29 protein-coding genes and 1 riboswitch are annotated in these 24,812 nt (G+C 37.7%); of the genes, 17 read left to right on the top strand and 12 right to left on the bottom strand.

The genetic code is table 11. The features are described from left to right. Positions 1-4: 4 nt before the first annotated feature. The 3 genes from AC3A54_RS23695 to AC3A54_RS23685 all read left to right on the top strand — a co-directional run bounded on the left by AC3A54_RS23695 (position 5) and on the right by AC3A54_RS23685 (position 1,615). Positions 5-298 (top strand): hypothetical protein, encoded by a 294-nt coding sequence (locus tag AC3A54_RS23695; RefSeq protein WP_487656454.1) that lies wholly within the window; start codon positions 5-7, stop codon positions 296-298. A 109-nt stretch (positions 299-407) separates the two neighbouring features. Beyond that, positions 408-575, top strand: a complete 168-nt coding sequence (locus AC3A54_RS23690) for a hypothetical protein (RefSeq protein ID WP_487656453.1) — start codon at positions 408-410, stop codon at positions 573-575. Between the two features lie 143 nt (positions 576-718). Further along, positions 719-1,615 carry a CPBP family intramembrane glutamic endopeptidase gene (locus AC3A54_RS23685; protein ID WP_487656452.1) on the top strand — a complete coding sequence of 299 codons (897 nt, stop codon included), beginning with the start codon at positions 719-721 and terminating at the stop codon, positions 1,613-1,615. Positions 1,616-1,727: 112 nt separating this feature from the next. On the opposite strand, the gene AC3A54_RS23680 is transcribed toward AC3A54_RS23685, so the two are convergent. After that, positions 1,728-2,177, bottom strand: a complete 450-nt coding sequence (locus AC3A54_RS23680; RefSeq protein WP_335547638.1) for a S1 domain-containing RNA-binding protein — start codon at positions 2,175-2,177, stop codon at positions 1,728-1,730. Positions 2,178-2,582: 405 nt separating this feature from the next. Here AC3A54_RS23680 and AC3A54_RS23675 point away from each other — a divergent pair, with 405 nt between their 5' ends. Further along, the gene (locus tag AC3A54_RS23675) at positions 2,583-3,407 is read left to right on the top strand and encodes a formate/nitrite transporter family protein (RefSeq protein ID WP_487656451.1); all 825 of its coding nucleotides are present in this window, start codon (positions 2,583-2,585) and stop codon (positions 3,405-3,407) included. Between the two features lie 287 nt (positions 3,408-3,694). Further along, positions 3,695-4,888, top strand: a complete 1,194-nt coding sequence (locus AC3A54_RS23670; protein ID WP_487656450.1) for a glucose-1-phosphate adenylyltransferase — start codon at positions 3,695-3,697, stop codon at positions 4,886-4,888. 78 nt (positions 4,889-4,966) lie between these two features. On the opposite strand, the gene AC3A54_RS23665 is transcribed toward AC3A54_RS23670, so the two are convergent. Both AC3A54_RS23665 and dapA read right to left on the bottom strand, forming a co-directional pair. Further along, positions 4,967-5,410, bottom strand: a complete 444-nt coding sequence (locus tag AC3A54_RS23665) for a S1 domain-containing RNA-binding protein (RefSeq protein ID WP_309862065.1) — start codon at positions 5,408-5,410, stop codon at positions 4,967-4,969. A 113-nt stretch (positions 5,411-5,523) separates the two neighbouring features. Continuing rightward, complete coding sequence (gene dapA / locus AC3A54_RS23660) at positions 5,524-6,411, bottom strand: 4-hydroxy-tetrahydrodipicolinate synthase (RefSeq protein ID WP_487656449.1); 888 nt, start codon at positions 6,409-6,411, stop codon at positions 5,524-5,526. Between the two features lie 124 nt (positions 6,412-6,535). After that, a riboswitch (Lysine riboswitch) is annotated at positions 6,536-6,715 on the bottom strand. 182 nt (positions 6,716-6,897) lie between these two features. Between dapA and AC3A54_RS23655 the strand changes: the two genes are divergently transcribed. Continuing rightward, positions 6,898-7,368, top strand: coding sequence for a GNAT family N-acetyltransferase (locus AC3A54_RS23655; protein WP_487656448.1), 471 nt, complete (start codon positions 6,898-6,900; stop codon positions 7,366-7,368). A 66-nt stretch (positions 7,369-7,434) separates the two neighbouring features. Here AC3A54_RS23655 and AC3A54_RS23650 read toward each other — a convergent pair whose 3' ends face one another. Beyond that, positions 7,435-8,418: a ring-cleaving dioxygenase gene (locus AC3A54_RS23650; RefSeq protein WP_487656447.1), complete on the bottom strand. Its 984-nt coding sequence runs from the start codon at positions 8,416-8,418 to the stop codon at positions 7,435-7,437. A gap of 209 nt (positions 8,419-8,627) precedes the next feature. On the opposite strand from AC3A54_RS23650, the gene AC3A54_RS23645 reads away from it, so the two are divergent. The 3 genes from AC3A54_RS23645 to AC3A54_RS23635 all read left to right on the top strand — a co-directional run bounded on the left by AC3A54_RS23645 (position 8,628) and on the right by AC3A54_RS23635 (position 10,113). After that, positions 8,628-8,762, top strand: a complete 135-nt coding sequence (locus AC3A54_RS23645) for a hypothetical protein (protein WP_308083786.1) — start codon at positions 8,628-8,630, stop codon at positions 8,760-8,762. 34 nt (positions 8,763-8,796) lie between these two features. Continuing rightward, complete coding sequence (locus tag AC3A54_RS23640; protein WP_487656446.1) at positions 8,797-8,943, top strand: hypothetical protein; 147 nt, start codon at positions 8,797-8,799, stop codon at positions 8,941-8,943. Between the two features lie 168 nt (positions 8,944-9,111). Then, positions 9,112-10,113, top strand: a complete 1,002-nt coding sequence (locus AC3A54_RS23635) for an LLM class flavin-dependent oxidoreductase (RefSeq protein WP_487656445.1) — start codon at positions 9,112-9,114, stop codon at positions 10,111-10,113. Positions 10,114-10,171: 58 nt separating this feature from the next. Here AC3A54_RS23635 and AC3A54_RS23630 read toward each other — a convergent pair whose 3' ends face one another. From AC3A54_RS23630 to AC3A54_RS23620, 3 genes are all read right to left on the bottom strand, one after another. Next, the gene (locus AC3A54_RS23630; RefSeq protein WP_487656444.1) at positions 10,172-11,518 is read right to left on the bottom strand and encodes a GntP family permease; all 1,347 of its coding nucleotides are present in this window, start codon (positions 11,516-11,518) and stop codon (positions 10,172-10,174) included. Between the two features lie 180 nt (positions 11,519-11,698). Continuing rightward, on the bottom strand, positions 11,699-13,234 hold the full coding sequence (gntK, locus tag AC3A54_RS23625; RefSeq protein ID WP_487656443.1) for a gluconokinase: 1,536 nt from the start codon (positions 13,232-13,234) through the stop codon (positions 11,699-11,701). Further along, a complete protein-coding gene (locus tag AC3A54_RS23620; RefSeq protein ID WP_487656442.1) occupies positions 13,227-13,958 on the bottom strand; it encodes a GntR family transcriptional regulator in 732 nt (243 codons plus the stop codon). The genes gntK and AC3A54_RS23620 overlap by 8 nt, the downstream gene beginning before the upstream one ends. Positions 13,959-14,090: 132 nt before the next feature. Here AC3A54_RS23620 and AC3A54_RS23615 point away from each other — a divergent pair, with 132 nt between their 5' ends. Continuing rightward, the gene (locus tag AC3A54_RS23615; protein WP_308083792.1) at positions 14,091-14,270 is read left to right on the top strand and encodes a DUF2187 family protein; all 180 of its coding nucleotides are present in this window, start codon (positions 14,091-14,093) and stop codon (positions 14,268-14,270) included. A gap of 173 nt (positions 14,271-14,443) precedes the next feature. Next, positions 14,444-15,109 (top strand): LbetaH domain-containing protein, encoded by a 666-nt coding sequence (locus tag AC3A54_RS23610; protein ID WP_487656441.1) that lies wholly within the window; start codon positions 14,444-14,446, stop codon positions 15,107-15,109. Positions 15,110-15,179: 70 nt separating this feature from the next. On the opposite strand, the gene AC3A54_RS23605 is transcribed toward AC3A54_RS23610, so the two are convergent. From AC3A54_RS23605 to AC3A54_RS23585, 5 genes are all read right to left on the bottom strand, one after another. After that, positions 15,180-15,404, bottom strand: a complete 225-nt coding sequence (locus AC3A54_RS23605; RefSeq protein ID WP_335548866.1) for a hypothetical protein — start codon at positions 15,402-15,404, stop codon at positions 15,180-15,182. Between the two features lie 186 nt (positions 15,405-15,590). Beyond that, complete coding sequence (locus tag AC3A54_RS23600) at positions 15,591-16,415, bottom strand: RMD1 family protein (protein WP_487656440.1); 825 nt, start codon at positions 16,413-16,415, stop codon at positions 15,591-15,593. Positions 16,416-16,450: 35 nt separating this feature from the next. Next, entirely contained in the window at positions 16,451-17,095 is a 645-nt protein-coding gene (locus tag AC3A54_RS23595) for a cell wall hydrolase (protein ID WP_335549512.1), read from the bottom strand. 189 nt (positions 17,096-17,284) lie between these two features. After that, a complete protein-coding gene (gene serC, locus AC3A54_RS23590; protein ID WP_487656439.1) occupies positions 17,285-18,382 on the bottom strand; it encodes a 3-phosphoserine/phosphohydroxythreonine transaminase in 1,098 nt (365 codons plus the stop codon). Positions 18,383-18,762: 380 nt separating this feature from the next. Further along, complete coding sequence (locus AC3A54_RS23585) at positions 18,763-18,981, bottom strand: hypothetical protein (RefSeq protein WP_335546739.1); 219 nt, start codon at positions 18,979-18,981, stop codon at positions 18,763-18,765. 101 nt (positions 18,982-19,082) lie between these two features. On the opposite strand from AC3A54_RS23585, the gene AC3A54_RS23580 reads away from it, so the two are divergent. The 6 genes from AC3A54_RS23580 (at position 19,083) to fdhD (ending at position 24,624) form a co-directional block, all read left to right on the top strand. Next, on the top strand, positions 19,083-19,886 hold the full coding sequence (locus AC3A54_RS23580; RefSeq protein ID WP_487656438.1) for a formate/nitrite transporter family protein: 804 nt from the start codon (positions 19,083-19,085) through the stop codon (positions 19,884-19,886). 29 nt (positions 19,887-19,915) lie between these two features. Then, entirely contained in the window at positions 19,916-22,897 is a 2,982-nt protein-coding gene (fdhF, locus tag AC3A54_RS23575; protein ID WP_487656437.1) for a formate dehydrogenase subunit alpha, read from the top strand. After that, positions 22,872-23,366: a helical membrane plugin domain-containing protein gene (locus AC3A54_RS23570; protein WP_487656436.1), complete on the top strand. Its 495-nt coding sequence runs from the start codon at positions 22,872-22,874 to the stop codon at positions 23,364-23,366. The genes fdhF and AC3A54_RS23570 overlap by 26 nt, the downstream gene beginning before the upstream one ends. A gap of 16 nt (positions 23,367-23,382) precedes the next feature. Next, positions 23,383-23,607, top strand: a complete 225-nt coding sequence (locus AC3A54_RS23565; protein WP_487656435.1) for a heavy-metal-associated domain-containing protein — start codon at positions 23,383-23,385, stop codon at positions 23,605-23,607. Beyond that, positions 23,604-23,744, top strand: coding sequence for a hypothetical protein (locus tag AC3A54_RS23560; RefSeq protein WP_335546732.1), 141 nt, complete (start codon positions 23,604-23,606; stop codon positions 23,742-23,744). Before AC3A54_RS23565 ends, AC3A54_RS23560 begins: the two co-directional genes overlap by 4 nt. Positions 23,745-23,829: 85 nt before the next feature. Then, positions 23,830-24,624 carry a formate dehydrogenase accessory sulfurtransferase FdhD gene (fdhD, locus tag AC3A54_RS23555; protein WP_487656434.1) on the top strand — a complete coding sequence of 265 codons (795 nt, stop codon included), beginning with the start codon at positions 23,830-23,832 and terminating at the stop codon, positions 24,622-24,624. Positions 24,625-24,812: the final 188 nt, after the last annotated feature.

Raw genomic sequence — 24,812 nt, 5'->3', positions numbered from 1 at the left:
ACAGGTGAGAACACCAGTAAAGAAGATATGTATATCACAATCTGTCATCAATCTAAAATATCCAATGCAAAAACTGTGGGTAGAACATGCCTGGTGGACAAGAGAATTCATTGTTTCAAATCTTGCAGGGCTCAAGGATCAAAATGCTGTACTAGAAAGACTACTGAAAAATCAAGAGGATCTAGGAAATATTATTAAACCTTATTACGGGCAAGAGGCAGGAAACAAGCTTACCATTTTATTGAAGGAACATATTATGATAGCTGGTAAGATAATCGAGGCGGCAAAAAAAAAATGATCAAGCCAGTCTGGAAAAATTTAATAAAACCTGGTATCAAAACGCAGATGAAATTGTAGCATTTCTAGCAAGTACCAACCCAAATTGGTCTAAAAAGGGTTTAACAGAAATGTTTTATACGCATTTAAAGTTAACAAGAGATGAAGTAGATGATCGGTTAAAAGGGGATTGGGCTAGTGATATAAAAACAGCTGACACGAACGAAGAACATCTTATCCATATGGGTGAAATACTAACTGATGGGATTGTAAAACAGTTTCCAGAGAAGTTTAAGTAAACAAGACAGTCATATACACACGAGATTTGTTAAAATATTTCTCGTGTGTATTTTTTTGGAAGAAGATATAATAATAAGCAACAAAATTAATAAGGGAGAACTTAAGAATAAATTCTTGTAAATAGGTTTAGGGGGGAGAGGTTTTGCAACAAAATTTTATTAAAATGAACCAAGGAAAAAACAATTGGAAAAGGTATTTATTATCATTTGTAATTATAGTTTTTTTTATATTTTTAGGGGGTATAATGTACCTTTTTGCTTTAAGTGCATTTGCTGAGGCAGATGGAGATCCAAATTCTTATTTCGATAGAATTGAGTTGGTGGGTGTTCATGTTAATCCGCTATATGATTTTGTTTTGACACATATTAATTATGTTTTTTGGCTGCTGGGTTTAGTTATTACCATTAGGCTGATTCATAAACGAACATTCAAAACTCTCATAACTCCTCATAAAAAAATAAACTGGATGAGAATTTTTTGGGGATTCAGCTTGTTTTTTTGCTTAGTTTCTGGAACGACACTGATTGATTTTATTTTAAATCCAGGAGATTATGCATTCAATAATATTAAATGGGAGGACTTTCTTCAGCTGTTTTTCTTTGTTTTAATCTTAACACCTATGCAAACTACAGCGGAAGAGGTGTTTTTTAGGGGCTACCTTATGCAGTGGTTTGGTCGAAAGATTACTCATTCGCTATTATTATCAATCATTGTAGGTTCTATTTTTGGTATGCTGCATTTCAGTAACCCGGAAATGAATTATTCAGCATTTTTTGTCGGTAGTGATTATGTACTTTCTGGAATAGTGTGGTGTTACATTACTGCAAAAACAAATAGCGCAGAAATAACGATTGGTGCTCATGCGGCAAATAATATGTTTCTTGGTTGGTTTCTAACCATGGATGATGCAGTCTTTGGAAAGATTCCATCCTTATTTGTAGTAAGTGATATAAATCCACAGATCTCCTTGTTATGGACTATTATTACTTTATCCGTCTTTACGTCCTTTGCAATTAAAAAATATGGAAAAAATTATTGAATTTAATTAACTATTTGGAGAAGTATTGTGAGAACTAATCATTTCCCAAAAAGAAGAGCTAACTAGAAACAGTCAGCTCTTCTTTTTGGTTATATAGTTCCTACGAGCTAGCTTATCCGCGTCTTCCGCCTCGGCCGCCACGCTTTGTTTCTGTGCTGCGCTTTAGTGAAGATAAATTTTCTTCACTAGACTTTAAAAACTTAACCATTTTATCTTCAAATGATTCTTTAGGTTTGAAATTGCTTTTTGGACGAAAATCTTTAGAACGGTTGTCAGATCTCCCTTGTCTTGCTGGGCGTTGTGAGTAAGAAGAGGTTTGACTTTCCGGTCTATCGATTGCTTTTTTAATGGATAAGGCAGTTTTTCCGTCTTTCTCACTAATTACCTTTACTTCAACCATGTCGCCTACTTTAAGGTGGTCATTAATATCCTTAACATAGCTTTCCGCAACTTCACTTATATGCACAAGACCCGTTGTACCGCCAGGCAATTCTACGAATGCTCCAAAATTAGTGATTCCTGTTACTTTTCCTTGTACTTTGCTGCCTATTTCAACTGACATAGAAATATATTTCCCCCTCAATAATGTTAAAACCACTTCATTATAACAAATATTTCACAGGAATAAAATCTTTTTGCTGAATTAGGAAAAAGATTGAAAACGTTTAATAATCGTTAAAGAAAAGTTCACAGGAAAAAGGAATAATGTGCGGTAAAATAAAAGTATGTTAAGAACATCACAAATAAAAAGAATTTTAATAAAAGGCTGTGTTAAAGAACATTGTTGATTTTATACTCTGTTGATTGGAGTGGAAGGCGTGAAGACTCCTGCGGGAGTAGTGGTCTCGGGAGACCCCGCAGGAGGAACGACGAGGAGGCTCCCGGAACGCCCGCGGAAAGCGAAGCGCCTGGAACGGAAATCAGCAGACAACTTTAACAAAGCCTAATAAAAAAGGAGTAACATCTTATGGCATACAGCAAACCAGATCAAATTATGGAAATAACCATAGAAAATGGCACGAAGAAAACTAAAAACTCTCCATTGCAGACAGTTATCTTAGGTTTTGAAGCAGGTGCATTTATTGCGCTAGGTTATTTACTTTGCATTCGTGTAACAGCAAGCTTATCCATAAATTTGGAAGGATTAAGCAGCTTGATTGGCGCATCTGTATTTCCTATTGGATTGATTCTTACATTACTTGCAGGAGGAGAGTTATTAACAGGTAATATGATGGCTGTACCGCTTGCAAAGATGGCAAAAAAGGTGACTACTAGTAAGGTCATATTTAATTGGTTTCTTGTGACAATTAGTAACTTTCTAGGTGCTGTTTTTGTCGCCTATTTCTTTGGTCATTTAGTAGGTCTTACTGAAACTGGTCCTTTTTTAGAAAAAACGGTTAGTATTGCAGAGCATAAACTTGAAGCCACCTTTATCCAAGCGTTTATATCTGGTATTGGTTGTAACTGGTTAGTGGCTTCCGCAGTGTGGCTTTCTTATGGAGCAAATGATATAACTGGAAAAATAGCTGGGATTTGGTTTCCAACCATGGCGTTTGTGGCAATTGGGTTTCAACACGTAGTAGCCAATATGTTTGTCATTCCTGCTGCGATTTTTGCAGGCCATTTTTCATGGATACAGTATTTTACCAATTTTGTTCCGGTTTTCTTAGGAAACGCAGTAGGAGGATCCGTGTTTATTGCAATGGCTTATTGGCATGCTTATAGAAAAAAAGATATACCATATCAAGAGACAAAGGTCGTTCAATCTATCATTAAAACTGGTATACGATAAATTTTAGTATTCGTATTCAAGAAAACTTTGTAAGTAAAAAAAATACTATTTAAAAGGTTCCTATCTATAGGTACCTTTTTTTATTTCTTTCAAATTTCGGACAAAAACAGCCATATTACGTACTATTTCTTTAAGAGGGTGTCGATAAAAAAATGAATACTTTTCACAGAGATGTAACATGTAAGCCGCTTAAATGGAAAAATCAGGCGATAATAGAGATATAAACAGATGGATTAAACAGAGGGTCATTGAGGAGTACAAATTGTACAAAGGAAAGGAGGAGAACAATGAATAAACCAAATTGGATAGCCATGCTGTTAGCGGGTGGGAGGGGAACGAGACTTAATTTACTAACAAAAACTATCGTAAAGCCAGCTGTGCCGTTTGGGGGGAAATATCGTATCATTGATTTTGCCTTAAGTAATTGCAAAAACTCAGGGATAGAAACTGTGGGGATTTTAACTCAATATAATCCCCTAGTATTACATTCGCATATTGGTCAATGTAATCAATGGAAGCTTGCAGACAGGTTTGGGGGATTAATAATCCTTCCACCATACCAACGGGACGGTTTAGGTGTGGAGTGGTATGATGGTACGGCACATGCAGTATTTCAGAACTTTCAATTCATCGAGCAACACAATCCTGATTATGTACTCATTCTTTCAGCTGACCAAGTCTACAAGATGGATTATAGAGAGATGCTTCAGCATCACATTGAAACAAATGCTGATTGTACCATTGCGGTTATGGAAGTTCCATGGGAAAATGCACACCAATTCGGTGTACTAGAAATTGATAAGCGGTCAAATAAAATTCTAGCATTTAAAGAAAAACCGCAAAAGCCCACAACCAATTTAATATCGATGGGAATATACATTTTTAATTGGCCAATTCTAAAAGATACTTTAATTAAGGAAGAGCAAAAGGAATTTACACACAGAGATTTTGGCAAGGATGTTATTCCCTCCATGCTAGACGAGGGATTTCATTTGTCATCCTTCGATTTTCATGGGTACTGGAGAGATGTGGGAACGGTTAGAAGCTTTTGGGAGGCAAATTTGGATCTGTTAAATAAAGGAACAAATATTTTTCAACAAGCTCCAGAATGGAAAATTTATAGTGTTGAAAATAATGAGCCTCCTTCATATATAGATAGGAGTGCCAAAGTACACCATAGTTTAATAAGTGATGGCTGCGAAATAAGTGGTTCAGTTGAAAGGGCAGTAATATTTAATGGTGTTAAAATTGGAAAGGGGGCACATATAAAAAATTCGGTAATCTTACCTCATACTGTAGTAGAAGAAAATGTTTGGCTGGAGAATTCTGTAGTTGGAAGTCAATCTTTTATTAAGAAAGGGGTGATTATTGCGTCAAAAACACCTGAGGAGTATTTAATGGTAGTAGGTAATCAGGTTACTGTTGACCCAGCTATTGAAGAGGTTCAATTCAAAAATAATGTTAAATCAGTTTTATCGTAGCAATATGCAAAGAAGAGGTTGACCCTTTCTATAGAGTCAACCTCTTTTTCTATATGAACAATTCTTTAAACGTTGATGTTATCCGCGTCTTCCGCCTCGACCACCGCGTTTTGTTTCTGTGTTGCGCTTAAGAGAAGATAAATTTTCCTCGCTAGACTTCAAGAACTTAGCCACTTTATCTTCAAATGTTTCTTTAGGTTTAAAATTCCCTTTTGGACGGAAGTCTTTTGAACGGTTATCAGATCTTCCCTGACGTGGCGGGCGTTGTGAATAAGATGATGTTTCAGGTTTTTCTATCGCTTTTTTAATGGATAGGGCAGTTTTACCATCCTTTTCACTAATTACTTTAACTTCAACCATGTCGCCTACTTTTAGATGGTCATTAATATCTTTTACATAGCTTTCTGCAACCTCGCTAATATGCACTAGACCTGTTGTACCTCCAGGTAATTCGACGAATGCTCCAAAATTAGTGATTCCTGTTACTTTTCCTTGGACTTTGCTGCCTACTTCAACTGACATGAAATCTTTTTCCCCCTCAATAGTGTTAAAACTACTTAATTATAACAAATTCTCAAGGGAAATAGAATCAATCGAAGAGGTTTTTCTAACTTTTTTTTGACTTTTCTTCTCTACTAACAGTGTACCTTTAGTAAATTGATTGGGAGGCTCTTTTGTAATGTCTGTTGTTCTCCATCCGTTAATGGGACAAGAGGTAAACGGACACCACCCACTGGAACACCAATCATTTTTAATGCTGCTTTTACTGGTGTTGGACTTGGTGCAGCAAACAATGCTTTTATTATTGGAAGGAGGTTACGATGTGCTGCTGCGGCTTCCTTTAGATCACCATTCTTAAAGTTATTGATCATTGTCTGCATTTCATTTCCAATGATATGGGATGCAACAGAGACCACTCCTGTTCCACCAATCGCTAAAACAGGTAAAGTCAATCCATCGTCTCCACTATAAAGTGTAAAGTCACTAGGAGTTTGGCTGATGATGTCGGCCATTGCATCAAGGTTCCCACTTGCTTCTTTGACAGCAACTATATTATTAATCTTTGATAAAGAGACGATTGTTTCGACAGTTAAATTAATTACACTTCGTCCTGGGATATTATATAGCATAACTGGTAATGTGGTTGATTCGGCGATTGCTTTAAAGTGTTGAAATAATCCTTCTTGAGATGGTTTATTGTAGTAGGGAGCAACCAGCATAATTCCATCCACTCCAGCATTCTCAGCTTGCTTTGTTAAGCCAATAGAGGCTCTAGTATTATTGGAACCTGTTCCTGCAATGACAGGAACTCTGCTATCAACCACATCTACTACAAATTTAAATAAGTCCACTTTTTCTTCAGTTGTTAATGTGGGAGATTCACCTGTAGTTCCAGCAATTACCAATCCATCAGAACCATTTGCGATTAAATAATTTATGAGTTCTTTTGTTGCAATATAATCAATTTCTCCTTGTTGATCAAATGGCGTAACCATCGCGGTTAAAACTTGGCCAAAATTCATCATTCTCACCCTTTATATAGTTTTTTAGAATTATAACGGAGAAGGCACCTTAATAGTCAACGCAAAAAAGCAGCAACGAGGGTTCGCTGCTGCACTAGAAACATGATTAAATAATTGTTCCCATGCGTGAGATAGCCCTCCATATAGTTTCCTATATGACAGTTCTGTATTTATTCAATAGCAGAACCAGCTTCAAGATTTATGAGATTCTTTCCGCTTCGGCAAATTCCCCTTTTCACAATGGTCATTGGATCTCATTCTCCTCGAATTGTGTACTCATGGTTTTTGCGCCTCTATCCTCACTTCAAATGGTATTGAAGTAAGAAATATTTAAATGACTGTTACTATAACAGAATTTCTATTATTATACAAGGAATTTGGAAGAAAAAAGAAAAGAAGCCAAGGCGGGAAGTGCAATAATTCCATATTTATCTAAAAATGTTATATTATAGTGAAAAGCATTAAAATAAAGAGGTGGTTTTGATAGTGCAACTAATTTCTCACAAAATGAATGAACAATATGCTAAAGACGTATTAGGTTGGAAATATAACCATCCATATGATTTTTATAATAATGAATTAACTAATGAATCCCTACAAGAACTATTGAATGGCAGTTATTATGCTGTAGTTAACGCTGAAAAAAATTTAATAGGGTTTTTTTGTGTCGGAGAGTCTGCCCAGGTTCCGACAGGTCAGCAGATTGGAGCCTATGTTGATGGTTTTATTGATTTTGGACTTGGAATGCATCCCGGAGAAACCGGAAAAGGGAATGGTTATGAATACTGTACATTTATCCTTGACTTGATTAAAGAAAAATATAAGAACTTTCCTATCCGTTTAACTGTGGCCAATTTTAATAAGAGGGCCATTCATCTTTATGAAAAAATGGGATTTGTTAAGAGTAAAGAATTTAATTCAAATAATTGTTCTTTTTCAACAATGATTAAAAGATGAGACTTTGAATATAAAAAAGAAGCTTGAGGATGGTCTGAATCTCAAGCTTCCTTTGGTGATTGAGTGTTAATTATATTCTTTCACTAATTCTTTTGTGCTTCTAACTGTATCAATTGGACGAACCATTTTTTCAATTTGGCCACGTTTTGTTTCTAAGAATGGGGGCAAAGATAGTTTTTCTCCGAGGGTTTCATAGGGTTCATCTCCCATAAATCCAGGACCATCTGTAGCAAATTCAAATAAGATTTGAGGTGCCACTCTGACATATAATGACCCAAAAAAGTAGCGGTCAACAAAACCAGAGGTACCGAATCCGAAGCCTTCAATCCGAGTCATCCATTCTTCTAAAACCGTGCGATCCTCCACACGAAATGCTGCATGATGGACAGTACCAAAGCCTTGTTGGGATGGGGGCAGTACTGCATTGTATTCCACAACCACTTGGGCACCGTTACCGCCTTCTCCTATTTCAAATAAGTGAAAAGCTTCCTCTTGGGCAATTTCTTTAAACAAAAGAACTTTTTCCATCATTTCTTTAAAGTAATCGAAATTGGCTACACGAACAAAGATAGGTCCCAAACCAGTGATGGCGTATTCTAAAGGGATGGGCCCCTTTTGCCAAGGTGTGCCGCTTGCAACTCCTTTATTTTTTTCATCGGAAATTAATTGGTATTGTTGGTCATCGAAATCTACAAAGGATAAAGATTTGTTACCAAAAAACTCCTTTACTCCTGAGTGCTTCACATTTAAACGATTAAATCGTTCCGCCCAATACTCTATAGCTGCATCATTAGGTACTCTGAAGGAGGTTTTTGATATCTCATTCGTCCCGTGCACTCCTTTTGGAATACCTGGGAAATCAAAGAATGTCATATCAGTACCTGGGCTGCCCTTATCATCAGCAAAAAATAAATGGTAGGTTTGAATATCATCTTGATTGACTGTTTTCTTTACTAAGCGCATTCCTAAAACATAGGTGAAAAAGTCATAATTCTTTTCTGCACTACTTGTAATAGCTGTTACATGGTGAATGCCTTTTAATCCGTTCATCAAAAAACCTCCAACGATTTCAATTTTATGTTCCTATATAATTCCAACTTTAATCTTTTAGTATACTGAATAGGTTTTAATGTTATCTTGGATTAAAATATCTTTAATTCGAGATAAATATAACATGCTCCTATAATGCTGTCAATATCAAGTAAGAATGAACATCTTAATTCCGTTCATAATAAATAACAAAAAGGAGGGAGTTAAAAATGGACGGAAAGTATAATACAAACGATGATGCAACTGTCGAATTAAAAAAAGCACTAAATAAAAGTACACCAAGAAAAAATCCAAATATGAGTGAAGCTGAGATGAAAATGAAGTTTCAAGGAAAGAAGAGTTAGAGGAATAGAAATGAAATAATTTGAGGTGAAAGAAATGTCTGGAAAACATCCAATAGAATATACGGGGAAAGTCTTGGATCAAAGAAATGACCTTACTGGGCCTGATGATGGTAAAGGCGCGTACCCCGAAAGGCCAAAACATGTAACGATACAGCAGCAAAGTAGGAACAACGGTAAATAGTTTTAATAGAAAAAAGTATTTAGTAGCGTAACTTTTAAAAATTCAAGGAAAAATGTAAGAGGGGGGATGACCTCCTCTTTTTCATGATTAGTAAGCATTTAAGTTTGTTTCCTGTGTTCCAATTGATAGTATAGTAATATATTTTCAAAATGAAAGGACAAATTTAATATGGCATCAATTCAAATACCCGTTTCTGTTCTAAATTTAGCACCGATTCGAGATGGTCAAACATCGAAAGAAGCGATTGATTCAATGGTGGACCTTGCCCAATCAGTAGAGAAGATGGGGTATAAACGCTATTGGATTGCAGAACATCATAATACTCCCACCCTTGTTAGTTCAGCTACGTCGATTCTAATCAAGCATACTTTAGAACATACCAATACCATACGTGTGGGGTCCGGTGGGATTATGCTTCCTAACCATGCGCCTCTAGTGGTTGCTGAACAATTCGGTACCATGGAGACCATATACCCAGGACGAGTGGATTTGGGACTTGGGCGTGCTCCCGGTACAGATATGATGACAGCTAATGCTTTAAGACGCTCTAAAAATGACTCTGTATACACCTTTCCAGAAGATGTTAAGGCGCTGCTAACCTTCTTTGGTCCAGAGGATCAACAAAGCTATGTGAAAGCTTATCCTGGTGTGGGGACAAATATTCCACTCTATATTCTTGGTTCTTCCACAGATTCAGCTTATTTAGCAGCAAGTCTAGGGCTTCCCTATGTCTTTGCTTCCCACTTTGCACCTAGATACATGGAAGAAGCAATTAAAATATATCGCAGTCGTTTCCAGCCTTCAGTGTATTTGGATAAACCATATATGATGGTCTGTTTAAATGTGATTGCCGCAGAGACTGATAATGAAGCCGAATGGTTGTCTACAACTATGCAACAATTCTTCCTGAATGTAGTTCGTGGTTCTAGGAATCCATTACGACCACCAGTGGATAACATGGATCAGATTTGGAATCCAATGGAAAAAGAAATGGCTACCTCTATGTCCAGTGTTACACTATTAGGAAGCAAAGAGACCATCCAACATCAGTTGACTTCATTCCAAAATTACTATGAAGTAGATGAAATCATGGCTGTATCGTATATCTATGACCCTGAAAAACAAAAACGATCTTATGAAATCTTGAAAGAAGTAGTAGACGGAAAATAAATAAAGAGGGGACAGTCCCTCACCACTTTAAAGCGGTGGGGGACTGTCCCCAAAATTGTTATACGATTAAGCTTAGTAATAGAATAAATCCTAGTCCAGCTACTGAAATAATCGTCTCAAGTAATGTCCAAGTGGCAAATGTTTCTTTCATGCTTAAACCAAAATACTCTTTAAACATCCAGAAACCAGCATCATTAACGTGTGAGGCAATTAAGCTACCAGCACCAGTTGCAAGTACAACTAAAGCTAGGTTTACATCGGTTTGACCCAACATCGGAATAACTAAACCAGCTGTGGTTAAGGCTGCCACTGTAGCGGAACCTAATGAGATACGTAAAATGGCTGCAATAATCCATGCTAGAAGAATCGGTGAAATAGAAGTTCCTTTAAATAATTCAGCTACATAGTCACCTACATGACCATTAATTAATACTTGTTTGAAAGCACCGCCGCCCCCAATGATTAAGAGCATCATACCAATGTGTGAAATCGCTTCAGTACAAGAATCCATTACCGTTTTGATTGGAATCTTTCTCGCTAATCCCATTGTATAAATAGCAACTAATAAAGAAATCACCATGGCAGGGGATGCACCGCCAACAAAACGGATAATGGCTAGTAAACTATTATCTGCAAATCCCATTGTTTTTTGAAGCAATGTAATAATAGTAGCAATCGACATTAATATAACAGGAAGCATTGCCGTAAATACACTGATACCAAATCCAGGTGTGTCTTCAAGTTTAAATGTTTTTAGTTCCCCTAAAGAGGCGATATCACCCGTTTTTGTAAATGATGCAGGATTCAATTTTTTAGCTAGCTTTGTAAATAAAGGTCCAGCGATAATGACAGTTGGAACAGCAATAATAAAACCGTAAAGTAATACTTGGCCAAGATCGGCACCATATTCACCTGCGATGGTAGTTGGTCCTGGATGCGGCGGTAAAAATCCGTGTGTTACAGATAATGCTGCTCCCATTGGAATACCAAGGTATAGAATAGAAACTTTCAATTGTTTCGAAATGGCAAATACGATTGGAATCAATAAGACTAATCCTACTTCAAAGAATAAAGCAATACCGATAATGAATGAAGCAGCCACAACAGCCCACTGAATATTCTTTTCGCCAAATTTATTAACGAGAGTCATCGCAATCCGCTGCGCGCCTCCTGAATCTGCAATTAATTTACCCAGCATGGCACCAAGTCCGAAGATTAGTGCTATATGTCCAAGAGTTCCGCCTAATCCGGCCTCAATTGTTGCGATGATTTCATCTAATTTCATTCCAAGTGCGATGGCGACACCGAATGAGACAACGATCAGTGAAACGAAGGTGTTTAATTTTAAACCCATGATTAATACAAGTAAAGCTAAAATCCCTATTGCTACAATAACCAATGGCATTGTTATTTCCCCCTATGATGTTTTTATATTTATAGATTCCGCTTTAGCGGTGGTAGCACCAAAAATGAAAATTTCTTAAAGTTATCCTCATCTGAATATCTTTTGGTAAGCGCTGTCAAATATGTGAAATATGTTAACCATAAGCGGGAATTTAGAGAAAAATCCCCGCTTAGGTCCGTATTACTTTATTAAGCTTCTTTGATAATTGGCAATCCTCGTATAGTCCTCTTCTAATGCTCTAGACAAGTTAATAAAGATAGGTACCAGTTGCCGATATTCTTTCGCAGCCTCTTCTTTAGGAGCATGTTTGTGGGTACTGCCAATCATTTCAGAAACTACTTCAAATGAATCAATTTTTCCTGTTGCATAAAGCCCTAAAATACAAGCACCCAAACAGGAACTCTCATAACTTTCTGGTACGACAACTTCCAAATCAAAGATATCAGACATCATTTGTCTCCAAACATCCGATCTGGCAAAGCCACCAGTTGCTTGGATTCGTGTAACTGGACCTTCCATACATTCAATTAGAGCTAAGAATACAGTATATAAATTGAAAATGACTCCCTCGAGGGCTGCGCGAATCATATGTTCTTTCTTATGCGACAGGGTTAGCCCGAAAAATGAACCGCGTACATCAGGATTCCATAATGGTGCTCGTTCACCTGCAAGGAAGGGATGGAAGAGTAATCCATCAGCTCCAGGTCTTACGCGTTCAGCAATTTTGGTTAATACATCATATGGATCAATCCCAAGTCTTTTCGCTGTTTCAACTTCAGATGCAGCAAATTCATCTCTAATCCAGCGAAGTACCATCCCTCCATTATTAACAGGACCGCCAATGACCCAGTGTTTGTCTGTTAACGCGTAGCAAAAAATACGGCCTTTTTCATCCGTCTGAGGTTGATCAATAATGGTTCGAATGGCACCGCTTGTCCCAATGGTCACAGCAATCTCGCCTTTTCCAATCGCATTTACCCCAAGGTTAGAAAGTACGCCATCACTTGCACCTATTACAAAAGGAGTCTGTGGGTCAATTCCCATTTGTTTAGCTAATTCAGGATTACAATTTGTAAAAATCTCTGTTGTTGGCACGAGCGTTGATAACTGATCCCGTGTAATACCAGCAATCATTAAAGCTTCCTCGTCCCAATCTAGTTTTTTGAGATTCATCATACCCATGGCAGAAGCGAGAGAATAGTCGACTACATATTGGTCGAAGTACTTTTTAAAAATATATTCCTTAATTCCAATATACTTTTTAGCCTTGGTAGCAATTTCAGGTCGTTCATTAACTAGCCATGTGATTTTACTTAATGGTGACATAGGATGAATCGGTGTTCCGGTTCGTTTGTAAACTTCATGCCCGTTCAATTTATCTTTAATTTTATGCGCCCAGGCCTCACTTCGATTATCTGCCCAGGTAATGCATGGTGTAAGTGGCTCATCATTTTCATCAATGGCAATGAGACTATGCATCGCACTACTGAAAGAAACAAACGATAATTTTTTGTGAGAATGATGTTTCATAATTTTAGCAATTGCAGATGTCACAGCATTAAAAATTTCATCGGGGTCTTGTTCAGCAGTCGAAATATCAGGTGTGTAAAGAGGGTAACCGATATTTTCTTGCTGAAACACTTCGCCTTGTTCGCTAAATAATACTGCTTTAGTACTTGTCGTACCAATATCGATACCTAACATATAGTTAGTCATTTTCTCTCACTACTCCTTTAGATAGCATTTGTTGCGACATCCAAAGGTCTTCTACTTTACCTTGAACATCATCAAAGTTTTGGTGTAAAGATTGAATCATGAGGTTTCTATTCTTAGTTTTGATGGCTTCAATATATAGCTGATGATTTTCAACAATTCGTGAGAAGTCTTCGTATTTTTCTTTTAAACGCAAGCGCATTGATAAAAGTATGAAGGCTTCCATAACAGGTTTTGCATTATTCCAAATCATTAAGATATAAGAATGATTAATTGCCCGAATGATCGTTTCATGGAATAAGACATCCTGATAGGAAAACTCGTCAGCATCTTTATATTTTATGGCAATCTTCATCATTTCAAGGATTTTACTTAATTCCAGAACTAACTCAGTTGTCTCTTGTTTGACTAGACGTTCAAATACAAACGTTTCTATCAGTAGTCGAACATCATATATTTCTTTTATTTCCTTCTCTGTTAAACCTATAACAACTGCACCCATTCTTTCTAATCGAATCATATTCTCGGAAGCCAGTACTTTTAATGCTTCACGAATGGGTGATCGGCTCACATTAAAGTCTGCGGCTAACTTATTTTCTGATAAGATGGTACCGCTTTCAATCAATCCAGAAATAATACGCATTCTAAGTTCAGAAGTTATGCGATCACCTGCGGAAGCTTTTGAAAGCCATTTTTGGGGATAGAGTGATTCCTGTCCATGCAACATTTTGTCACCTTCTATTAAATCAAGTATACTTGTATACAAGTATTATAAAACAGTTTTTAAAAAATGCAAGCGTTTTATTTTTAAGAGTTTACCCTTACAAGCTTTTGGATATTATAAATTTGAGGTGATGGAATGGCTACTGCTAAAATTGGCGATGTAATTTCCTTTAAACGAGATGGGAAAGATCTTGAAGGAGAGGTTTCCGCAATAAGGGAAAATTCCGTAATGGTTAATTACGGTTTTTCAAAAGATAAAGGAGAACCCCTTATTACGGTTGTAAATCATAAAAATTATAAAATTAAAAAGTCATAAATGAATTTGTATTAGGCACCATCAAAAATTAGATGGTGCTTTTTTTGTTGCCTTTGAAGTTTTAAATGCTTCTGCTCTCCTACAGAATAACTTTCATATAGAACTTAATCATAAAAATCTATCAGTTGTAGTATGAATAACTTAAAAACCGTCATCTGAAGGGGGTAAACCTAATGTGGTACCAGCCAACAGTTCCGATTGGTCCATATAATATGTATAGTTACTTGGTCAGTTCCAATCCTTCAACTACTGTAAATCCCAATCAAATTTTTCCAAAGATAAATAAAACAGCATTTTTAAGTCCCTTTACCTATATTGTGGGAGATGTATCCATTCACGCACATACGTATATCGGTCCATTTGTCAGTATCCGTGCGGATGAAGGGACTCCATTTTATATAGGGAAAAATAGTAATTTACAAGATGGAGTGATTCTTCACGGATTGAAAAAACAATACGTAAAGGTTAATAATAACCAATATTCGATTTATATTGGCAACGGTGTATCGTGCGCCCATGGAGCATTAATCCATGGACCATGTCAGATTGATGACCATGTTTTTATTGGATTTAAGACGATAGTTTATAACGCACAATTGGGAGAGCGATGCTTTATTTCGACTGGAGCAGTTATCACAGGTGGAGTAAAGCTAAAGGAAAGCAGCTTTGTTCCTCCTGGTGCTCATATCAATACACAGGAAAAAGCAGATGCCTTATCATCAGTACCAAATACGGAAGAGGAGTTTGCGAGGGAGGTGCAAAGGGTGAATCAGGAATTTCCCTTGGCTTATTCACATTTATTTGGAAATACAAGATGTTCATGTGGGTTAACCTGTTGAATCTACTTTCTTATTAGTGGGAAGAGCTACTTGATGATAAATAATTGATATCAAATAGCCCATTTAATGATTAATAATAAAATGGATAGGAAGCCCCAGGCGGTCTCCACGATGGGTTTCCATAATAACCATAACTTGTCCCTGGTTGTTGAATAGGTGGCACTAAGTGATTGTGAGAAGTAAAGGGATTTTGAGAAGGATTATGGCTAGAATGTTGAAGAGTAGAATGGTTGTATTTTGCCAAACACGCACCAGGTTGTCCAGGATGTGAGCCAGTTGTAATCGTATAAGACAATCGTAACACCTCTTTCTAAAAGTTTTCCTTATATAATATGTTCGATAGTTTTTTACGGTACACTGAACTCTCAAAAATGTACTTAATAAAATAGCACGTATACATAAAAATAAGTCCGTAGGAATTTATGTTGTTTACGAGAGAATTCTTTCCTACGGTCTTATTTGGCAAGTATACAATGTCAACCTATATATTTTCTAAAATGGTTAGGAAAATCTCAACCACAATAAGAATAACAATAATCCATTCAACGAATAGTCCTCGGATAGAATGACTAATAGTAGAAAAACCATCCATGATGTTATATAAAATATCCGTTTTGCTTTTCAAAATTTTATAACGGTCGTTTAATTCAAAGAATCCCGTCATTCGATCATAAAATTCGTTTGCCGTGCTGTTAGTCCATGTCATATCTGGTTTATCTAAAATCATAATATAGGCAAGGGTATTATACTCGTGACGGACAATTTTCGCAGTGGTCCTTGCTAATTCCTTGTTACCGATTCGGAGTCGGCCTTTTTCCAGCCGGTCAATCATCGTCTCAAGTTTATCGTGAATCTTTCCCAGCTGTTCCTCTGTTTTCTCTAGAGCTACTGATTTGGCAAGTATGGTGGATATCAACTCAGGATAAAAACTCTCGTATATAGGAACAACCACATATTCGTCAGTCAATTCGACAGGTTGGGATTCTTTAATGTGGAGACAATAATCATCCGTATATTTCTCTATATTTTTTATATCAATGTCAGGTTCGAAAGAATAAAGGAAGTTTAAAACTTTTGTAATTTCTTCTGCTTGAGTATGATTAATGAATACAATACTTCCAAAGGAAAAAACAAGTACCATTTGAGTTTCATTTATCTTTTTATCTAGGATGGATTCTAGGATTTGTCCTCTAAGAAATAATGGTTGTTCCCATGTGAATTTTTTAGGAATCCCACAATGAATAGCGATCTGGTTTAAATCAATCTCGTTTGTCATTGCAAATGCTTTAAAGGTAATAGCTTCCATGGGTATCACTCTTTTCAGCGAAGTTTCATCTTCATTTATTTTTTAAATACATGGTGACCAATCTCTAGTGTGGTTGCTCTAGAATCAAGCCAGCGGCTAGTAGCTATAGCAGGATTATAGAAGAATAGGGATCCGGCAGCCACATTTCTCTTCTCTTTTAACGCTTCATTTACAGCCTTAATTGAATCCACATCAGCCGGTTTATTGATTTCTCCATTTCGAACAGGCTGAAATTGTCCTTTTTGATAAATGACTTCTTTTATCGTGTTAGGAAAGGCGGAGCTGTCCACTCTGTTTAGAACCACACAGGCTACCGCAACTTTTCCTTGATAAGGCTCACTTTCTGCTTCTGCTCTTACTAATCTAGCTAACAAGTCTATTTCGTACTCAGAGTAACCCACTATGATTTCGGGTTGTGCTGGTTCCTTTTTTGGAGGATCCGCTACCATTTCAGGCGAGTCAGTTGCATCCACTGATTTACTAGTATTAACAGTTTGTCCAACATATATTAAATCAATATTTTTAATTTGTGGGTTAAGCCGAGAGAGTTCTTGTAAGCTAATATGGTGGTCCTTGGCAATTTGTGTCATGGTATCTCCACTTTTTACAGTATGAGCTAAAGCAGGAGAAGCAAATAAGAGTGAAGCTACTACAGTTAGTGCTGAGATTAGTTTTTTCATCGTTCTTTTCCCTCCTAGTTGATTTCACATGATTCTCTTATTAGTTTCTATTTCTATGAAAAAGAACAATAGAATAGTATTACATTTTCGTAACAAGAGAAAAACCTAGGGAAATAGAATACAAAAATAGTAGAACGGAATCATAAAAACACACCCTCTCTAATAGTTTGAGAGGGTGTGGTGTTTTTACTAACTATTTTTTGTTTGGAAATCGATCATAAACTCACTAAATGCCTGACATGCTTCAAGCGGAACGGCATTATATGAAGATACACGGCACCCACCGATGGAGCGGTGACCGTTAACGCCTACAAAGCCTTCTTGTTTTGCCTGTTCTAAAAATTTCTTTTCTAATTCTGCTGTTTTCAAGTTAAAGGTTATGTTCATGAGAGAACGGCAGTCCTTTTCAGCATGGCCAGCATAAAAATCATTACTAGAGTCAATGACATCGTAAATAAATTTTGCTTTTTGTTCATTTCGTTGAGAAATTGCCGTCAATCCCCCTAATTCACGTACCCAATTAAGCACCTCTCCAAGCATGTAGATGCCAAAGGTTGGTGGTGTATTATATAGTGAATTGTTCTTAGCATGCGTGCTGTATTTTAGCATTGTTGGAATAGAAGTATTGGCTTGTTCTAAAAGGTCTTTCCGAATAATGACTACGGTTACTCCTGATGGGCCGAGATTTTTCTGTGCTCCTGCGTAGATAAGGGAGAACTTGTTTACATCAATCGGCTTTGAAAGAATATCACTCGACATGTCTGCGATTAGTGGCACATCTCCACTGTCAGGAAAGTCCTTCCATTGAGTTCCGTAAATGGTATTGTTGGAAGTAAGGTGTAAATAGGAATCATCAACATCGTACTTTAAGTGGTCTACCTGTGGTATATCTCGGTAATTTCCGTCCTTAGTGGATGCAGCATGATAAACATCTCCAAATAATTTGGCCTCAGCAAATGCTTTTTCAGACCAAGACCCTGTCATCACATATCCTGCCTTTTTCCCCGACTTTAAAAAATTCATGGGAATCATAGAAAATTGAAGGCTTGCTCCACCTTGTAGGAAGAGAATTTCATAGGAATCTGGGATTGATAACAATTCTTTCAGGCTGTTAATTGCCTGATTATGTACCTCTTCATAGGTACGGCTTCGATGGCTAAGCTCCATGACAGACATTCCTGTACCTCGAAAATCAATCAGTTCTGCTTGCGCTTTTTCTAAGACAGATAACGGTAAAGCGGAAGGTCCTGCATTAAAATTGTAGGCACGTGGTACTTGTAATTTCATTTACCTCACTCCATTTTTCGTTTATTAGACTATAACATATTTTTGAAAAATTTAAATAATAAAAATTTTAACGCTTTAAAGAGAATATGTAAATGAGAAACTTAATTTAAGGCTGTGTTAAAGAACAGTGTTGATTTTCACACCCTGTTGATTGGAGCGGAAGGAACGAAGACTCCTGTGGGAGTATGGTTCAGGGGAGACCCCGCAGGCGCTAGCGCCGAAGAGGCTCGCCGAAACACCCACGAACCGCTCGTGCCTGGAGCGGAAATCAACAGGCAAGTTTAACAGAGCCTAATATAATAAAAGCTCAAAAATTCTCTATTTATTTAGATAGAGAATTTTTGAGCTTTTTTTATCAATAAAGGGTGGGTCAGTTGTTTCTAATGAAGCATATAAACCTCAGTATATGGTGGTTGTTCAAGTTTTGTTGTTTTTAAGCGGCCTTCAGCAACTAAACTCTTTAAACCATTCTCAACCTCGGTACAAGGTACACCAAGTATGTCAGCCACTTTTACGGTGGAAATAGACATGTATTTTGGTTGATGTGTTGATGAAATAATCATGGACTGGACATATGAAAATAGATTCTCCTGTTCCAAAATGAAACCTCCTTCAATTTTACTCTCTTAAAATTAGTTACTAATAAAATTCCCAGAAAAGTAAATATTAATTCTTGAACCCATTAAGGAGGAACTGAGTAATGGCATTTCTTAAACCGTATGAAATAGCTGAAATTGCAATTGATGCAGGAACAAAAAAAGCAAAGCTTCCGGTCAATAAGGTGTTCATATTAGGAATTCTAGGTGGTGCTTTTATCTCAATCGGTTTTCTCCTAGATATTCGTGTAACAGCAAATCTCCCTAAGGATTGGGGAAGCTTTGGATCGTTTTTAGGAGCAGCTGTGTTCCCGCTTGGTCTCATTTTAATTCTTTTAGCAGGTGGAGAACTGTTAACAGGAAATATGATGGCGGTTGCCATGGGTTTTTTCGCGAAAAAAGTATCATTAGGAAGGCTTATGTACAATTGGTTTTGGATTACAGTTAGTAATTTTATTGGTGCTATTTTTGTAGCTTATATTTTCGGTCATGTAGTAGGGCTTACAAGTGAGGGTCCATTTCTTGAGAAAACCGTTGCCATTGCACAAGCCAAATTAGATGAAGGGTTTTGGGCTTGTTTTTTCTCTGCCATTGGATGTAATTGGTTAGTGGGTCTTGCATGCTGGCTATCCTATGGATCCCAAGAAATGAGCGGTAAGATTATGGCCATTTGGTTTCCAATTATGGGCTTTGTGGCGATTGGGTTTCAACATGTTGTTGCAAACATGTTCCTCATACCTGCAGCAATCTTCTCAGACCACTTTACATGGGCCGATTTTTTTAGGAATTTTATTCCCGTTATTATAGGAAACGCAGTTGGCGGAAGTATCTTTGTTTCACTTGCCTATTGGTTATCTTATAAGGATTACATAAAAAAAGATGCTGTATTGAAACCAAATACTAATTGATAAAATGACCGAAAGAAGGAGGTACTAACATGGAAGAATTTACTTTTTCGGTAGAGATAAATGGGAAAGAATACGAAGCGATACCTGGACAAACCATTTTGGAGGTGGCTAGGGGAAACGATGTATTTATACCCTCAATCTGCTATCACCCTAATTTAGGAACCATTCAAACATGTGATACTTGCTATGTAAATGTTGGAGGTAACCTCGTTCGTTCTTGTGCAACAAAAGCAGAAGCGGGAATGAAGGTAGATAGCGAATCCCCAATGGCAAGAAACGCTCAAAATGAGGGAATTAACCGTATTTTAAAGAATCATGAACTCTATTGTACAGTTTGTGATAACAACAACGGAAATTGTACGATTCATAATACTGTTGAGTTAATGGAGTTGGAACATCAAAAGTATCCGTTTGAGGCAAAGCCGTATCCACCAGATAACTCTAATCCATTTTACAGATATGAGCCAGATCAATGTATTCTGTGTGGTAGATGTGTGGAAGCATGTCAGGACCTCCAGGTAAATGAGACATTAACGATTGATTGGAATCGAGAGAAACCACGTGTAATTTGGGATAACGATGTTCCGATTGATCAATCATCCTGTGTTTCTTGTGGTCATTGTGTGAGTGCTTGTCCGTGCAACGCATTGATGGAAAAATCAATGTTGGGAAATGCTGGCTTCTTAACAGGGATTCCTCCTAAAATCTTAGGGCCGATGATCGATCTGACAAAAGAGGTGGAGCCAGGGTACAGAGAGATTTTCGCCATCTCTGAGGTAGAAGCGTCAATGAGAAAAGCACGGATTAAACGAACTAAGACCGTCTGTACATTTTGTGGAGTGGGATGTAGCTTTGAGGTATGGACAAAGGATCGTGAAATCTTAAAGATTCAAACACATACTGAAGCCCCGGTAAATGGTATTTCAACCTGTGTTAAAGGTAAATGGGGTTGGGATTTTGTAAATAGTGAAGAGCGATTAACGAAACCATTGATTCGAAAAGGTGATGAATTTGTAGAGTCAACTTGGGAGGAAGCACTTGATCTAATTGCACATAAACTTGGACATATCAAAAGAGAATATGGTCCGGATTCTATCGGCTACATCGCTTCTTCTAAATGCTCAAATGAAGAGAATTATTTATTTCAAAAGTTTGCTCGTGCGGTTATGGAAACAAACAATGTTGATAATTGCTCAAGATACTGCCAATCTCCAGCAACTGCAGGTTTATTGAGGACTGTAGGCTATGGTGGTGATTCTGGAACGATGGATGACATCATCAAATCTGAGCTGATTATTATAATTGGTGCAAATCCTGCAGAGTCACATCCTGTTTTGGCCACAAGAATTAAACGAGCACATAAATTACATGGTCAAAAGTTAATCGTTGCAGACTTAAGGGGAAATGAGATGGCACAGCGGGCAAATCTTCATGTACATCCAAAGCCTAGTACGGATTTAATTTGGATTTCGGCTGTTACGAAATACATTTTAGATCAAGGCTGGGAGGATAAAGAATTTTTGAAAAATCGCGTCAGCGGCCAGGAAAAATACTTGGCTAGTCTTGAAAAATTTACTCTAGAGTATGCAGAGGAAAAGACAGGATTAAGCCAAGAAACCTTAATTCAAATTGCAGAAATGATCCATGATTCGAAGTCAGCTTGTATTTTATGGGCTATGGGCGTTACCCAGCATAAAGGAGCAACAGACACAAGTACTGCCATTTCCAACTTGCTCTTGATTACTGGGAACTACGGTCGCCCTGGAACAGGTGCTTATCCACTTCGCGGTCATAATAATGTACAAGGAGCTTGTGATTTTGGTACCATGCCGACATGGATGCCAGGTTATGAACCAGTGCAAGATTCTAAGGTTCGCGAAAAGTATGAAAAAGCCTGGGGAGTCAAGCTTCCCAAAGAACCAGGAATGGATAACCATCACATGGTAGAAGGAATGGATAAAGGAAAACTAAAAGCGCTCTACTTATTTGGAGAAGACATGTCGCTCGTGGATGCAAACTCAAATCATGTGAATTCTGCATTTGAACGTTTAGAGTTCTTTGTAGTTCAAGATATCTTTTTCAGTAAGACTGCACAGTTTGCTGATGTCATTTTACCGGCAGCACCAAGCCTAGAGAAAGATGGGACGTTTACAAATACAGAACGAAGAATTCAACGGTTTCATAAAGTATTTGAGCCACTTGGAGAATCGAAACCTGACTGGGAAATCTTCCAAGAGGTGGCTAACCGACTCGGAGCAAATTGGAACTATCAGCATCCAAGCGAAATCATGGATGAGGCGGCAAGTCTTGCTAAATTGTTTGCTGGTGTAAGCTATGAGCGGTTAGAGGGGTGGAATAGTCAGGTATGGCCAGTATTGAAAGATGGCTCTAGTACTCCACTTTTATACGAAATTCGCTTTGCTTTACCAGAAGGAAAAGCAAGGTTGGTACCAGTTGATTGGACGCCCCCTTTCATCTCAGGGGAAGATTACGATTTACATTTAAACAACGGTCGCTTGCTAGAGCATTTCCACGAAGGAAATATGACCTATCAATCAGAGGGCTTAACGCATAAGGTTCCGCATCCATGGCTAGAGGTCTCGCTTGAACTCGCAAAAGAGCGAAATCTCGAGGATGGTACGTTAGTTAGGCTGACCTCTCCATATGGTCAAGTAAAGGTACGTGTAATGGTTACTGATCGAGTAAAAGGAAAGGAACTATACCTGACAATGAACACGAGGGAAGATTACGAAGCGGTAAACCGTCTGACAAGTAGCTACCATGACATTGTAACTCATACACCTGCTTACAAAGAAACGGGCGTTAAAATGGAAGTTCTGGAAGTGAAAGGAGTACCACCGCTGCCAAAACACAATCACCGATTTGGGAATAGACTTCCGCAAATCAGTGTGAAAGTAGAGGACAAATGGAATCGTTCCGATTTTACTCCGATTCCAGAAATGATCGAATTAAGGGGCGACGAATATGGCGAAGGCAATTACGCAAATTAGGGAAGTACCAAAACCAGATATAGAGCAGGAACAGGCAATGACTGAGATTATGAGCGAGATTGTTGCAAATAAGGATGTTATTTTAAAAACCATTCGTATTATGAAGGGACTTCAGGAAACAAAAGTATTAGATGCAGTTGAATCAATGATTGACCAGCGAACTGAGATTGGGGCGATTGCGATTCAACAAGTGAATCAACCTGCAATAAGAAACGTTATCAAAAACGCAATGAATACCTTCTCGTTTTTAGGTGAACTTCAGCCAGGCCAACTTTCTGACGTATTGGCTGGACTGTCTCATGGATTTGAACGTATGGCTGAATCCGGACAAGAGGGGAAGAAGCAAAGTCTTTGGCAGTTAAGAAAAAGACTGTGGAGTAGGGAAATGCGCGCAGCGATGACAAGTATGATGAATTTTATGGATGGATTAGGTGAGGTATTCTTACGTAACAGACGAGAAAACTCATAGCGGGAGGCTGAAAAGATTGGAAACGCGGGTTGTAACAGTTAAAAACATGGCAAACCAGCAGGATGCAAATAAGATTCTTGAAGCTATCGAGCATGTATGGGGGATTGCCAAAGCAGAGGTTAACCTATCAAAAAGCCAGGCTAGTTTTAGCTTTGATGAAAAGATGGCCTCGGTTCATGATTTTGAACAAGCACTGGTCGAATCAGGGTTCGAAATCAACAACCAGGAGGAGTCAAGATGAAAGTATGCGAAATTTGTGGGTTGCAGGAAGATACGGAACAAAATGTGGAGGGAGCAATCGAATCGGTCCTCCTTCATGTTTGTAAAAGCTGCCAGGAAGATAGGAAGTGGCACACTTTCGACGACCCTTTAGAATAATTCGAAGATTTAGAGCTCATTGGTCTTTTTAAAAGATTAAATAGTGACTATTTAGTAAATATTTTACTACAGCGGGTGAAATACTTTGAAACCAATTGAGGTTAAACGGGAGATTCTTCGGCTTGGAAAAGGATATACCGAACAGATAGAAGATAGCGTGGTAACCGAATATCCAGTAACTATCAAAATAAATGGTGAGGAATTTGTCACGCTTATATGTTCACCAGAGTATATTGAAGATTTAGTGATTGGATTCTTAGCTTCAGAAGGAATTATTCGGAAGTATGAGGAAATTATAGAGGTTTGGATGGATGAGCTCAATGGTTTTGTTCACGTGCAGACCAATAATATTAATCCTTACTATCAAAGGTTTCATAATAAACGCTATATCACCTCATGCTGTGGAATGAGTAGACCAGGTTTTGTTTTTGTTAATGATGCAATGCATATTAGGAAGAAGAATACAGTCCGAACGAAAATATCTTCTGATGAATGCTTTAAGCTTATGAATGAGCTACAGCAATCTTCGATTATTTTTAAAAGCACCGGAGGCGTTCATAACGCCTCTCTATGTACAGTCGATCAAATGTTAATAAGCCGGATGGATATTGGCCGTCATAATGCTTTGGACAAAATATATGGTTATTGTCTAAAAAATAATATTTCTCTTCAAAATAAATTACTTGTGTTTAGCGGCAGGATTTCATCAGAAATCCTCGTAAAGGCAGCAAAAATCGGATGTGAAATGGTCCTGTCAAAATCAGCACCAACTGAACTGGCCATACAGCTTGCCGAACAACTAGGTATCACCACCATCGGCTTCATACGAAATGAAACCCTAAACGTCTACACCTGCCCCGAAAGACTGGAAGTAGTCTAGCTCACTTTAGGGTGTCACTTTAAGGTGTCAGGCACCATTCGTGTACATTTGTCTTTGTGGAATGGACAGTATGCTCTGTATAATCCATCAGTGACAAGCTGATGGATGTTTTATTGTTTATCTAAAATAGTCCTGTATGATGTTAGGTTTTTAAAATTTCGCAATATTTCTTATGTGAATTTACAAAA

Source organism: Neobacillus sp. Soil_C_43 (genome assembly GCF_057656715.1).
Note: the sequence above shows the minus strand (reverse complement) of the source record. Positions and strands in the feature narration are given on the sequence as shown.